Here is a 12,156-nt window from a genome sequence, read left to right on the forward strand (position 1 = left end):
GGTCCGGCTGGCGGGCTTCAAGGGTCGATATTGCGACTCCTGCTGCACCGTTTTGTCCCTGCCGCGCTTCGCTTTGTTTGCTGCGTTTCGCGACGGGAGCCGAACTATAGCAAAGGCTTCGTCGGTCTGCAAATCTTTTTTCGTGTTCTTGGAACGCAACGTCTTGCAGAATTTCCTTAGTGAAAAGTCGAGTTATAAGACTCCTACAAGATGTGCAAAAACCGGGTGCGGACTCGTTGGCAAATCTAGCGAAACAGCTCGCCTGCCTGGACATTGCAACGTCTCCCTCCGCATGAGTATCAAGCGTTCAGCACAGCTAACTGCGGAACTTGAATCTTCAGAACTTTTGCCGACTTGACAAGCCTATTCGTTAATGCGCCTATGGCCAGATGGCTGGCCCGATGATATCGGCTTAACCAGGAGACATTTATGGGTTTGCGTTTGAAGAGTCTGTCCAATCAAGTCGTCGTGATTACCGGAGCCACGAGCGGCATCGGCTTATCGACGGCTCGCATGGCTGCCGCTCACGGCGCGAGGCTTGTCCTTGCGGCACGCAATGAGGACGCTTTGCAGCAGTTGGTGGAGGAACTGCGTTCTCAGGGAAGTGAGGCGATGTATGTTACTGCCGATGTCGGCCTCATCGCCGATGTCAAAGTCATTGCGGCAAGAGCCATTGAACGTTTCGGCACCTTTGATACATGGATAAACAATGCCGGCGTTGGCGTCTTCGGCAAGGTTACCGACGTCATCAGCGAGGACAGGCAACGTCTTTTTGATACCGATTTTTGGGGCACGGTACATGGGTCGCAGGTCGCGCTCTCTCATCTGAAGACGCATGGCGGCGCATTGATCAATGTTGGCAGCGCATTTGCCGACCGCGCTGCCCCTCTGCATGGCTACTATTCCGCAGCCAAGCATGCGGTAAAGGGGTACACCGATTCACTGCGCGTTGAGGCCGCCGCTGAAAACTTTCCTGTTTCCATCACTCTCATCTCGCCTTCCTCCATTGACACGATGTTTCCGGTGCACGCAAAGAACTATCTGGACAGGATGCCAAAACTTCCTCCTCCCATGTACGCGCCCGAGACGGTAGCGAAGGCGATTCTTTATGCGGCCCAACATTCCAAGCGGGATATTTATGTGGGATCGGCCGGCAAGCTGCTTGCCACCGCCGCATATCAGGCTCCACGGCTTGTGGACAAGGCAATGGAAATGGTGATGTTCGCCTTGCAGAAAACCGACCGACCGCCTGAGGAGCAGCCGCCTCATAATCTTTACCAGCCGCAGCGCGACCTTGATGAGCGCAGCGGGAGGACCGCCTATGTGCAGGAATCAAGCTGGTACACCAATGCGATCACCCATCCGGCGGTCAGTCTCGCCCTGGTCGCTGGCGCCGCCGCGGCCGCCGCTGCGCTATGGCCCCGGCGCCGGCACTGACGTTCGATCGTCGTGCACTTCGGATTCGCATGCAGCCACAGCTACCGTCCGAAGATATTCTCCGCGGCGCTCCGTGCACGAACATTGACTTTGGAAGAACGCTAGCCATACGCCTGGGGAACCAACTTTCTGCGGGCATGACTATTTCTGGAGCACTTACCAAAAAATCAATTCCTCAAAGGAGAAGTTCATGCCCAAATCCACCATTGCAGGCCATCCCCTGCATCCCATGATGATCGTGGCTCCGGCCGCGCTGATTCCGTTCGGACTTATTCTCGATGCCATGCACCGCACGACAGGCAAGGAATCGTATTCCAATGCCGCCTACTACAGTCTCGTGGGAGGCTTGGTCAGCGGCCTGGCGGCGGGCGCCGCAGGTGCAGTCGACTATATGGCGATCAAGCCGGAAACCGATGTGAAACGAACTGCCAATACGCATGCAATGCTTAACATAGGTGCGCTTGCGGTCACCGCGGTGAATGTAATGAGCCGCAAAAACACGCCCGATCACCAGGGAGGGTCGGTTGCGTTGTCCGCGATTGCGGCGGCCGCAGTCATGATTTCCGGCTGGTTCGGAGGACGCCTGGTCTATGAGCAAGGTATGCGGGTGGAGGGAGTGAGCCCGATCGATCCCACTCCGGAATTGAAGGCGCCGGGAGATGAAGCCATGCATCACTTCTTCCTTGGACAGGAAGAAAGAGTGCCCGCGAGCGGGCCGTACATGAATTGATGAGTCCCATCCGCTGGCTGCGCCAGTGCCTCGGCACGGCCAGCGGCAATTCTTTCAGGCGGCCTGCTTCGGTCTCTTGTCGACGACGCGGCGGGCCTTGCCTGTCAGTGTACGTTCGATGCTCTCGCTGGCCAGTATGCTGACGCGCGTGGTGACGCCAATGTAAGTCTTGATCTGGTGCTGCAATTCGCCGCAAAGCGCCTCGGTATCCTGCACGGAAATCTGCCCCGACAGTTCCGGGCGGAGTTCGGCCACCACTTCCAGCTTGTCGAGATGACCGTCACGGGTAAGCACCAGCTGGTACTGCGGCGCAAGCTTCGGCTGCTTGAGAATGAGCTCCTCGATCTGCGACGGGAAGACATTGACGCCACGGATGATGAGCATGTCATCGGAGCGGCCGGTGATCTTGTCCATGCGCCGCATGGAGCGCGAGGTGGGCGGCAGCAGCCGTGTCAGATCACGGGTACGGTAACGGATAATGGGCAGCGCTTCCTTCGTCAATGAGGTGAACACCAGTTCGCCCTCTTCGCCGTCGGCAACGACTTCACCGGTATCCGGATTGATGATTTCTGGATAGAAGTGATCTTCCCATATCACCGGGCCATCCTTGCTTTCCACGCATTCGCTCGCCACGCCCGGCCCCATCACTTCCGACAAGCCGTAGATGTCCACCGCATCGATGCCGGCCCGGGCCTCGATCTCGGTACGCATGGCGTTGGTCCAGGGTTCGGCACCAAAGATGCCGACCTTGAGCGAGCATTCCGCAGGATCAAGTCCCTGCCGCTGGAATTCCTCGATGATATTCAGCATGTAGGACGGCGTGACCATGATGATGTCCGGCTTGAAGTCCTGGATCAGCTGCACCTGCTTTTCCGTCTGGCCTCCCGACATCGGGATGACGGTGCAACCCAGGCGCTCCGCGCCGTAATGCGCGCCGAGTCCGCCGGTGAATAAACCATATCCATAGGAAATATGGCAGATATCCCCGGCGCGTCCGCCGGCTGCACGTATGGAACGTGCAACGAGATCGGCCCAGGTATCGATGTCGGCCTGGGTGTAGCCCACCACGGTGGGCTTGCCGGTCGTGCCGCTGGACGCATGCACCCGCACGACTTTCTCGCGCGGCACCGCGAACATGCCGAACGGATAGTTATCGCGCAGATCCTTCTTGTTCGTGAAGGGAAATTTCGCCAGGTCGGCCAGCGTCTTCAGGTCGTCCGGATGTACGCCGGCAGCATCGAACGAGGCGCGGTAATGCGGCACGTTTTGATAGGCATGCTTGAGCGAGGACTTCAGGCGTTCCAGCTGCAGCGCCTGAAGTTCATCCTTGCTGGCCCGTTCTATGTGTTCAAGATCGCCAGGGCTCGGCGTACGTTGTGGCATGACGGTCTCCTTATATGGGTCCTTGCTGGGGTCGTGCGGATTTATCGTGTACCGGCTTGCGGATTGGCGGCATTCAATCCCTGCAAGACTTCTCCTTGGATCTGATGCGACTTGCCGCGAAACAGCGCAATGCGCTTGCCATCCTGATTGGTCACCGTGACATCGTAGACGCCGGTCTTTCCGCTGCGCACCTGCTCCACGGCTTCGGCGGTGAGAACGTCGCCTGCCCGGCCCGGCGCAAGGTATTCGATGGAGCAGCCGGCGGCGACGGTATTGAGATTGTGGCTGTTGCAGGAGAAGGCGAAGGCGCTGTCGGCGAGTGCGAAGATGAAGCCGCCGTGACAGGTCTGGTGGCCGTTGAGCATGTCCGGCCGCACCGGCATGGTCAGCTTTGCATATCCCGGCGCCATGCCGACGATACGCATGCCGAGCGACTTCGATGCCTCGTCGCGTGCATACATGGCTTCGGCGGCGGCTTCGGCCAGTGACTGGGCGTCGGCGGTGCGCTGCATGTCATCCATCAAGGTGGTCTCCTCGGTTTTCCGTCTTCTTTCAGGCGCGGACGCCGCGCATTCATTCGCCCTTGAAATTGGGCGCGCGCTTTTCCATGAATGCCGTGACGCCTTCGCGGTAATCCTGGCTGTATCCCAGCTCGCGCATGAAATCGCGTTCGAGATCGAGTTGCTGGGCAAGGGAATTCTGCGGGCTGGCATAGATTGCCTGTTTGGTGCGGGCAAGGCCTTTCGTCGGCGCCGAGGCGAAGTGCCGCGCGAGCTTGTTGACCTCTTCGGCAAATGCTTCATCGTCAACGCATTTCCAGATCAGCCCCCAGCTTTCCGCCTGTTCGGCGCTCAGCTTGTCGCCCAGCATGGCCAGTCCCATCGCACGCGCCGTGCCTATGGCGCGCGGCAGAAAATACGTGCCGCCGGTATCCGGGATCAGGCCGAGGCGGCAGAAGGCTTCAACAAAGGATGCCGAGCGCGCGGCGATCACGATATCGGCTGCCAGTGCGAGATTGGCGCCGGCGCCGGCCGCCACGCCGTTGACGGCGCAGATGACGGGAATCGGAAGACTGCGCAGCGCCAGGACCAGGGGGCCATAATATTTCTGGACCGACTCGCCAAGATCGGCCGGCGCGCCGCCCGGAGCCACCGCCCGGTCGGCAAGATCCTGACCGGCGCAGAAGCCCCGGCCTGCGCCGGTCAGCACCAGCACCCGCACCGAAGCATCCGCCTTGAGCTTTTCCAGCGCCTCGCGCACTTCCAGGTGCATCGCGGCGGTGAAGCTGTTGAGCTTGTCAGGGCGGTTCAGCGTAAGCCGGGCGATGCCCGCATCGACTTCAAATCGGATGTTCTGGTAGTCCATCTTGTCTCCTGGTTTGGCTGTGTTATTCGTGTTATTCGCATTGACGTCGGCCTGGCGCGCTGGTCGCGGCAGCATCCGGCCGGTCTCAGGTATCCTGGTCGAAATCCATCACGAGCTTGTCGGTCACCGGAAAGCTCTGGCATGACAGGGCAAAGCCGCGAGCGATTTCGTAGTCCTCCAGCGCATAGTTGGCATCCATGTCGACCTTGCCGTCAACCACCTTGCAGCGGCATGTCGAGCATACGCCGGCCTTGCAGGAATAGCGCATTTCAATGCCCTGCCTGAGCGCGGCATCAAGGACCGATTCCTTGTCCTTTTCCATCGTGAAATTGACGTGCGCACCATCGATGATGAGTGTGACTTCGCAGTCCTGTCTGCCTACGACAGGATGCACGTGCGGCACATGAGCACGCTTGGGCACGCTGGCGGCGAACAGCTCGATCTTGATGCGCTCCCTGGGCAGGCCGTTGGCCTGCAATGCCTCGGACACCTCGTGCATCATCTGTTCCGGGCCGCAGATGAACGCCATGTCGACATCCTCCAGCGCTATCCAGCTCTTGAACAGCTGCTCGCATTTTTCGCGATTGATGCGTCCGTTGAACAGTTCGATATCCTGCTGCTCCCGGCTCATCACGTAGACCAGCTTGAAACGGTCGAGATAAAGGTCCTTCAGTTCCGCCAGTTCTTCCTTGAAGATGACCGAAGAGGATGCCCGATTGCCGTAAAGCAGGGTGAAACTGCTGCCCGGTTCGGTCAGCAGCGTGGTCTTGATGATGGACAGCATGGGCGTGATGCCGCTGCCTGCGGCGAAGCCGAGATAATGCCGCTTGTTCTCCGCCGCCAGCGGCGCATGGAAATGGCCCATCGGCGGCATGACCTCGATTACCGCTCCCGGCTTGAGCGTGTCATTGGCCCAGGTGGAAAAGGCGCCGCCCTGCACCCGCTTGATGGCCACGCGCAAGGCACGGTCATGCACGCCGGAGCAGATGGAATAGGAACGCCGCACATCTTCGTTGTTGATGCGGGCGCGCAGGGTCAGATGCTGCCCCTGGATATAGCGGTAGTCCTGTTCCAGCTCCTTCGGCACATCGAACGTGACGACAATGGTGTCGCGCGTTTCATTCTTTACGCTGGCGACGGTAAGCGGATGAAACTTGCTCATGAAAGACGGCTCCCCCAATCAGGCTCCATACCCGGCAGGCGCCGGGCAAGGCCTAATGACATTTGAAATAATCGAAAGGCTCATGGCAGTCGTTGCAGACATGCAGCGCCTTGCAGGATGTCGAACCAAACTCGCTGCTCAGGCGCGTATTGAATGAGCCGCATCTCGGGCATTCGATCGCCGGTTCGGCGCCGCGCCTGCGGCTGAGCGCGCTGATATCGATCACCTGATGCTGCACCGCGCGGCCGACCGGCGGCGCAATGCCGTACTCCTTCAGCTTGCGCCTGCCGTCCTCCGACATCCAGTCGGTCGTCCATGCCGGCCACAACCGGGTCTCGATACGGTAGCGCTGCACGCCGTTCTTTTGCAGCGTTTCGCCAATGGCATCGGCGATCACCAACATGGCCGGGCATCCGCTGTAGGTCGGCGTGATGGTAACGACGCACTCGCCGTCCTCGGCCATGGCGACATCGCGCACGATGCCCAGATCGACCACCGAGATCACAGGAATCTCGGGATCGCCGACTTGATGCAGCCACTGCCAGACCTGCTGCGTGCCTGCGGACTCGATCGTGTTCATTGCGCTTCCTTCGGCCGACCTACCAGCTTGCGCCGGGATAGGCGCGCTGCAGGAACTGCATTTCCGCCAGCAAATAACCAAGGTGCTCAGTATGCACGCCCTGCTTGCCGCCCTTCTGCATCCATGCATCCACGGGCGGGAGGGTCAGCGTGGCCTCTTCGAATACCTCGGAAACATGCTTGAGCCAGGGCTCGCGCAGCGAGGCGATATCCGGTCCAACGCCCTGCTCGGCCATTGCCTGCTCGACGGCATCGGCCTTGAACATCTCGCCGGTGTACATCCAGAGATCGTCGAGCGCGTCCTGCATCATTCGATGGCTTTGCTCGGTGCCATCGCCCAGGCGCACGATCAGGTCGCCGCTGCGGCGCACATGGTAGGCGACTTCCTTGATCGATTTGCCGGCGATGCCGGCAATGCGCTCGTCGCTGGAAGCGGCCAGCTCTCTGAGCAGCAGGAAATGCCAGGCGTCGAAATAGAACTGCCTTGCCAGCGTATCGGCATAGCTGCCGTTGGGCTGTTCTACCAGCAGCAGGTTGCGGAAGTCGGGCGCATCGCGCAGGTAAGCCAGTTGGTCTTCATCCCTGCCCTTGCCCTCGATCTCGCCGGCATAGGTGTACCAGAAGCGGGCCTGGCCAATCAGGTCGAGCGCGACATTGGTCAGCGCCATGTCCTCTTCCAGCGCCGGGCCCTTGCCGCACCATTCCGACAGGCGCTGGCTGAGCACCATGGCGCTGTCCGCCAGGCGCAGCAGGTATTCGAATTTTTGATCCGCCATCATTCGTCTCCGCCGTGGTGCTTACAGGTTCTTGACTTCTTCCGGCATCGGGAAGAAGGTCGGATGGCGGTACACCTTGTTGTTGGCGGGCTCGAACAGCACACCCTTGTCGCCCGGGCTGCTGGCAACGATGTCGGAAGCTTTCACCACCCAGATGCTGACGCCTTCATTGCGGCGGGTGTAGACGTCGCGTGCATTGTTGACGGCCATTTCCGCATCCGGCGCGTGCAGGCTGCCCACATGCTTGTGGGCCAGGCCATGCTGGCTGCGGATGAAGATTTCCCAGAGGGGCCATTCCTTGCTCATGTCTGTCTCCTGATCTTGTCGCTATGTCGACGTTATCCCGGCGTTATGCGGCGCGCTGCTCGCCGGCCTTGCGGCGCTCCTGCTTTTCCGCGTGCGCCACCAGGGCTTCGCGGAACCAGGCGCCGTCCTCGTAAGCCTTGACGCGGGTGCGCAGGCGTTCGCGGTTGCAGGGGCCGTTGCCCTTGATGACGTTGGTGAATTCTTCCCAGTCGATCTTGCCGAACTCGTAATGCCCGGTTTCCTCATTCCACTTCAGGTCGGGATCGGGAATGGTCAGGCCCAGATATTCGGCCTGCGGCACGGTCTGGTCGACCATCTTCTGCCGCAGTTCGTCGTTGGAGAACAGCTTGATGCGCCATGCCGCCGATTGGGCGCTGTTGACGGACTCCGCGTCGGAAGGACCGAACATCATCAGCGACGGCCACCACCAGCGGTTCAGCGCATCCTGCGCCATCTGCTTCTGTTCCGGCGTGCCTTTGCAAAGGGACATCATGATGTCGTAGCCCTGCCTTGCGTGGAAAGACTCTTCCTTGCAGACGCGGATCATCGCGCGGGCATAAGGACCGTAGGAACAGCGGCACAGCGGAATCTGGTTGATGATGGCCGAGCCGTCGACCAGCCAGCCGATGGCGCCCATGTCGGCCCAGGTCAGCGTGGGATAGTTGAAGATGCTGGAATACTTTGCCTTGCCGGAGTGCAGGTCGGCCACCATCTGGTCGCGCGACACGCCCAGGGTCTCGGCGGCGGAGTAAAGGTAAAGGCCATGCCCCGCCTCATCCTGAATCTTGGCCAGAAGAATGGATTTGCGCTTGAGCGTAGGCGCCCGCGTCACCCAGTTGCCTTCGGGCAGCTGGCCAACGATTTCGGAATGCGCATGCTGGGAAATCTGGCGAACCAGGGTCTTCCGGTAACCCTCGGGCATCCAGTCCTTGGGCTCGATCTTGATGCCTTCATCGACGCGCTGCTGAAAGGCGCTCTCTTCGGGCGACATCTCGTCAAGAGAACGAAGTTTCTTGCTGCCGGTATCGACTAACTGTGCGTACATGAGGCACCTCTCCAATGCTGGTTGTCCCGATTGCATTCATCATATGATACGGTAAGTCGAATGTAAATGATTTTTGTGTATCGTATTGCTGATGTCAACATAATTTGTTTTCCGGCAATCCATGCAGTGCCGGTCTTAACTGGCGTTATCATTTGCAGCCTCGTATTCATTACCCAATTTCCAATCCATACTTGCCATGCCTGCCAACAACCTGTCGATAAAGAAATGGCTGGACCAATATCTGGAAACGAATCCGCCGCGTGCGAAGTCGCTGGTGATGACGCTCTTCGGCGACATCATCACGCCGCATGGCGGCCAGGTATGGCTGGGCAGTCTGATCGAACTGCTGGCGCCTTTCGGGATCAACGACCGCCTGGTGCGCACCAGCGTGTTCCGTCTTGCGGAAGAAGGCTGGCTCGACGCGCGGCGCGAAGGCCGGCGCAGCCAGTATGGCCTCAATCCGGGCTCGGCCCGCCGCTTCGAACGGGCCTATCAGCGCATTTATTCGCCGTCGCACCATGACTGGAATGGCAAATGGACACTGCTGTTCGCAACGTCCGGCGCCATGACGGCGGAACAGCGCAGCGACCTGCGCAAGGAGTTGCTGTGGCAGGGGTTCGGCATGATCGCTCCCTCGGTATTCGCGCGCCCCGGCAATGATGCCGAGATCCTCGATGACGTCCTCAGGCGCGTGGGTGTACAGGGCGCCGTCTTCGCCTGCCAGGCAAGCGAAACCGAGCTGCCGTCCGCAAGGCCGCTGCGCGACCTGGTCAATGAGTGCTGGGAGATGGGCATGGTCATTGCCGAATACGAGCGCTTCATTGAATTCTTCGGCGGCGTGCCGAGGCTGCTGGACGCCAGTCCGGAACTGGAGCCTCTGCAAGCCTACATGCTGCGCACGCTGCTGATCCATGAATTCCGCCGCGTCCAGCTGCACGATCCGCTTCTGCCGCTGGAACTTCTCCCCGAGAAATGGCCTGGCAAGACTGCCTACCAGTTGTGCCACGATATCTATCAGGCGACCTTTGCGGCGGCCGAGATCCATATCCTTGCCACGCTGGGCAGGGAGGACGACAGTGTGCGCGAAGCGGCGCCCTATTTTTATCATCGTTTCGGCGGATTGGTATAGGACCGGTCCAGGCGGCAGGCTGCGGCATATCCGTCCGGCTTGCCCTCCATGTCGCCGTTCATGTCGGTTCCGGTGCCAGCTACCCGCGCCGGCAGTGACATGGCTCCGGCGCGGACAACATGCACGATCAGGCGCGCTTCGCCACCAGCGTCAGGATGTCGTAGCTGGCCACCAGCTCGCCATCCTGGTTGGTCACCGCGACATCCCACGCCACCACGCCCTGGCCGACGCCCTTGGCATCGGTCTTGCGGCGGTCGATCTTGCGCTTGGCCGTCAGGCGCGCCTGTATCGTGTCGCCGATGCCCACCGGCTTGACGAAGCGCAGCGTATCCAGTCCGTAATTCGCCAGCACCGGTCCGGGCGCCGGCGACACGAACAGGCCGGCCGCGGCTGACAGCACGAAATAGCCATGCGCGATGCGCTTGCCGAACTGCGTGTCCCTGGCCGCAACCTCGTCGAAGTGCATGTAGAAATAATCGCCGGAAATGCCGCCGAAATTGACGATATCCGCTTCGCTCACCGTGCGCCGGTGCGTGAGCAGCGAATCGCCAATCTGCAGGTCTTCGAAATAGCGGCGGAACGGATGCACTTCCGATTCGTTGACCGCGGCGCCGCGCAGGTATTCGCCGGTGACGGCGCTCAGCATGGTCGGCGAGCCCTGCACCGCGGCACGCTGCAGATAATGCTTGACCGCGCGGATGCCGCCCAGCTCCTCGCCGCCGCCGGCGCGGCCCGGACCGCCATGCTTGAGCATGGGCAGCGGCGAACCGTGTCCGGTCGACTCGGTGGCCGCCTCGCGGTCCAGCACCAGCAGGCGTCCGTGATGCACCGCCGCCATCGGGATGGCCCTGGCGGCGATCTTCGGATCGCGCGTGACCAGCGTTCCCACCAGGCTGCCCTTGCCCTTGGCCGCCAGTGCCAGCGCTTCATCGATGTCTTCATAAGGCATCAGGGTACTGACCGGCCCGAAGGCTTCGATGTCGTGCACCCGCTCGTCGCGCATCCCATCCCTACACAGCAGCAGCGTGGGCGCGAAGAAGGCGCCGTTGGCCACGCCGTCGCCGACCGGCGCAAAGCCGTCGCGCTCGCCGTACACAATTTCGTTGCCCTGCGCCAGCTGGGCGACGCGCTCGGCCACGTCCGCCTTCTGCGACAGGGAAGCCAGCGCCCCCATGCGCACGCCTTCCCGCGAGGGATCGCCGATGACGGTCTTGGCCAGCCGTTCGCGCAGGCGCTGCGCGACGGCATCCAGATGCTGGCGCGGCACGATGGCGCGGCGGATCGCCGTGCATTTCTGGCCGGCCTTGACTGTCATTTCCCTGGCCACTTCCTTGACGAACAGGTCGAACTCCTCATCATCCGGCGTGACGTCGGGCGCCAGGATCGCGCAGTTGAGGGAATCGGCTTCCGCATTGAAGGGGACGCCCTTGCGGATCAGGTTGTCATGCGCGCGCAGCCTGGCTGCCGTGTCGGCCGAGCCGGTGAAGGTGACGATATCAAAGCCGTCAAGCCGGTCCAGCAAGTCGCCTGTGCTGCCGATGACCAGCTGCAGCGCGCCTTCGGGGATGATGCCGGATTGCTGCACCATGCGCACCATGGCCTCCGTCAGGTAGCTGGTCGCCGTCGCCGGCTTGGCGATGCACGGCATGCCAGCAAGAAAAGTCGGCGCGAATTTCTCCAGCAAGCCCCACACCGGGAAGTTGAAGGCATTGATATGAACGGCGACGCCGCCGCGCGGCACCAGGATGTGGGAGCCAAAGAAGTTGCCCTGCTTGCCGAGCTGGACCGGCGGGCCTTCATGAATCAGGTTGCCGGAAGGCAGTTCGTTGGAGCCCATGCCGGCATAGGCGAACAGGGTGCCGGTGCCGCCCTCGATATCGATCCAGCCGTCGGTGCGGGTAGCGCCGGTGTAATGCGAGATGGCGTACAGTTCTTCCTTGCGCTCGCCCAGGTATTTCGCGAGCGCCTTCAGGCGGGCTGCGCGCTCCTGGAAATCCATGGCCATCAGGGCCTTGATGCCGGTGCCGCGGGCATAGGCCAGGGCTTCGGCGAAATCGAGCGATTCGGCATGCGTATGGGCGACCGCGCGGCCGTCGATTGCGCTGGCCAGCATCTGGCCGGGCTGCGCGCCTATCCAGCGGCCGGCGATCAAGCTTTGCAGTGTGGGGGTTCCTGCTGTCTGTGCCATCGAACATTCTCCTGAATTGAATTGATTGGGAATGGCGCTGCTGGATGCCGCAGCAC

13 protein-coding genes are annotated in these 12,156 nt (G+C 61.0%); 4 read left to right on the forward strand and 9 right to left on the reverse strand.

Annotated features, from left to right (window positions below; all coding sequences use genetic code 11):
• The 3 genes from FH061_RS31355 to FH061_RS28285 all read left to right on the forward strand — a co-directional run.
• Nucleotides 1–180: hypothetical protein (locus FH061_RS31355; RefSeq protein ID WP_225984948.1), on the forward strand; the 180-nt coding region annotated here is incomplete at its 5' end.
• Between the two features lie 249 nt (nt 181–429).
• Entirely contained in the window at nt 430–1,437 is a 1,008-nt protein-coding gene (locus FH061_RS28280) for an SDR family oxidoreductase (RefSeq protein ID WP_151639180.1), read from the forward strand.
• A 190-nt stretch (nt 1,438–1,627) separates the two neighbouring features.
• Nucleotides 1,628–2,167 (forward strand): DUF2231 domain-containing protein, encoded by a 540-nt coding sequence (locus tag FH061_RS28285; RefSeq protein ID WP_151639181.1) that lies wholly within the window; start codon nt 1,628–1,630, stop codon nt 2,165–2,167.
• A gap of 54 nt (nt 2,168–2,221) precedes the next feature.
• On the opposite strand, the gene paaK is transcribed toward FH061_RS28285, so the two are convergent.
• From paaK to paaA, 8 genes are all read right to left on the reverse strand, one after another.
• The gene (gene paaK, locus FH061_RS28290) at nt 2,222–3,550 is read right to left on the reverse strand and encodes a phenylacetate--CoA ligase PaaK (protein ID WP_151639182.1); all 1,329 of its coding nucleotides are present in this window, start codon (nt 3,548–3,550) and stop codon (nt 2,222–2,224) included.
• A 41-nt stretch (nt 3,551–3,591) separates the two neighbouring features.
• A complete protein-coding gene (gene paaI, locus FH061_RS28295) occupies nt 3,592–4,071 on the reverse strand; it encodes a hydroxyphenylacetyl-CoA thioesterase PaaI (protein WP_151639205.1) in 480 nt (159 codons plus the stop codon).
• A gap of 52 nt (nt 4,072–4,123) precedes the next feature.
• A complete protein-coding gene (paaG, locus tag FH061_RS28300) occupies nt 4,124–4,915 on the reverse strand; it encodes a 2-(1,2-epoxy-1,2-dihydrophenyl)acetyl-CoA isomerase PaaG (protein WP_151639183.1) in 792 nt (263 codons plus the stop codon).
• A gap of 85 nt (nt 4,916–5,000) precedes the next feature.
• Nucleotides 5,001–6,077 (reverse strand): 1,2-phenylacetyl-CoA epoxidase subunit PaaE, encoded by a 1,077-nt coding sequence (gene paaE / locus FH061_RS28305; RefSeq protein WP_151639184.1) that lies wholly within the window; start codon nt 6,075–6,077, stop codon nt 5,001–5,003.
• A gap of 52 nt (nt 6,078–6,129) precedes the next feature.
• The gene (gene paaD / locus FH061_RS28310) at nt 6,130–6,657 is read right to left on the reverse strand and encodes a 1,2-phenylacetyl-CoA epoxidase subunit PaaD (protein ID WP_151639185.1); all 528 of its coding nucleotides are present in this window, start codon (nt 6,655–6,657) and stop codon (nt 6,130–6,132) included.
• Between the two features lie 19 nt (nt 6,658–6,676).
• Nucleotides 6,677–7,432: a 1,2-phenylacetyl-CoA epoxidase subunit PaaC gene (gene paaC / locus FH061_RS28315; protein ID WP_151639206.1), complete on the reverse strand. Its 756-nt coding sequence runs from the start codon at nt 7,430–7,432 to the stop codon at nt 6,677–6,679.
• A 21-nt stretch (nt 7,433–7,453) separates the two neighbouring features.
• The gene (gene paaB, locus FH061_RS28320) at nt 7,454–7,738 is read right to left on the reverse strand and encodes a 1,2-phenylacetyl-CoA epoxidase subunit PaaB (protein WP_151639186.1); all 285 of its coding nucleotides are present in this window, start codon (nt 7,736–7,738) and stop codon (nt 7,454–7,456) included.
• Nucleotides 7,739–7,781: 43 nt separating this feature from the next.
• On the reverse strand, nt 7,782–8,783 hold the full coding sequence (gene paaA, locus FH061_RS28325; RefSeq protein WP_151639187.1) for a 1,2-phenylacetyl-CoA epoxidase subunit PaaA: 1,002 nt from the start codon (nt 8,781–8,783) through the stop codon (nt 7,782–7,784).
• A 196-nt stretch (nt 8,784–8,979) separates the two neighbouring features.
• Here paaA and paaX point away from each other — a divergent pair, with 196 nt between their 5' ends.
• Nucleotides 8,980–9,912 carry a phenylacetic acid degradation operon negative regulatory protein PaaX gene (paaX, locus tag FH061_RS28330; protein WP_151639188.1) on the forward strand — a complete coding sequence of 311 codons (933 nt, stop codon included), beginning with the start codon at nt 8,980–8,982 and terminating at the stop codon, nt 9,910–9,912.
• 127 nt (nt 9,913–10,039) lie between these two features.
• Here the strand turns inward: paaX and paaZ are convergent, their stop codons facing one another.
• A complete protein-coding gene (paaZ, locus tag FH061_RS28335; protein WP_151639189.1) occupies nt 10,040–12,100 on the reverse strand; it encodes a phenylacetic acid degradation bifunctional protein PaaZ in 2,061 nt (686 codons plus the stop codon).
• Nucleotides 12,101–12,156 lie beyond the last annotated feature (56 nt).

Origin of the sequence: Noviherbaspirillum aerium, assembly GCF_008929045.1 — a bacterium.
In the GTDB taxonomy this organism is placed as follows: domain Bacteria; phylum Pseudomonadota; class Gammaproteobacteria; order Burkholderiales; family Burkholderiaceae_D; genus Noviherbaspirillum; species Noviherbaspirillum aerium.

Excerpts from the sequence above, each read along its gene's own strand:
- paaA (WP_151639187.1), bottom strand. The coding sequence starts at position 8,783 with ATGTACGCACAGTTAGTCGATACCGGCAGCAAGAAACTTCGTTCTCTT.
- paaI (WP_151639205.1), bottom strand. The coding sequence starts at position 4,071 with ATGGATGACATGCAGCGCACCGCCGACGCCCAGTCACTGGCCGAAGCC.
- paaB (WP_151639186.1), bottom strand. The coding sequence starts at position 7,738 with ATGAGCAAGGAATGGCCCCTCTGGGAAATCTTCATCCGCAGCCAGCAT.
- FH061_RS28280 (WP_151639180.1), top strand. The coding sequence starts at position 430 with ATGGGTTTGCGTTTGAAGAGTCTGTCCAATCAAGTCGTCGTGATTACC.
- paaX (WP_151639188.1), top strand. The coding sequence starts at position 8,980 with ATGCCTGCCAACAACCTGTCGATAAAGAAATGGCTGGACCAATATCTG.
- paaD (WP_151639185.1), bottom strand. The coding sequence starts at position 6,657 with ATGAACACGATCGAGTCCGCAGGCACGCAGCAGGTCTGGCAGTGGCTG.
- paaG (WP_151639183.1), bottom strand. The coding sequence starts at position 4,915 with ATGGACTACCAGAACATCCGATTTGAAGTCGATGCGGGCATCGCCCGG.
- paaE (WP_151639184.1), bottom strand. The coding sequence starts at position 6,077 with ATGAGCAAGTTTCATCCGCTTACCGTCGCCAGCGTAAAGAATGAAACG.
- FH061_RS28285 (WP_151639181.1), top strand. The coding sequence starts at position 1,628 with ATGCCCAAATCCACCATTGCAGGCCATCCCCTGCATCCCATGATGATC.
- paaZ (WP_151639189.1), bottom strand. The coding sequence starts at position 12,100 with ATGGCACAGACAGCAGGAACCCCCACACTGCAAAGCTTGATCGCCGGC.
- paaK (WP_151639182.1), bottom strand. The coding sequence starts at position 3,550 with ATGCCACAACGTACGCCGAGCCCTGGCGATCTTGAACACATAGAACGG.
- paaC (WP_151639206.1), bottom strand. The coding sequence starts at position 7,432 with ATGGCGGATCAAAAATTCGAATACCTGCTGCGCCTGGCGGACAGCGCC.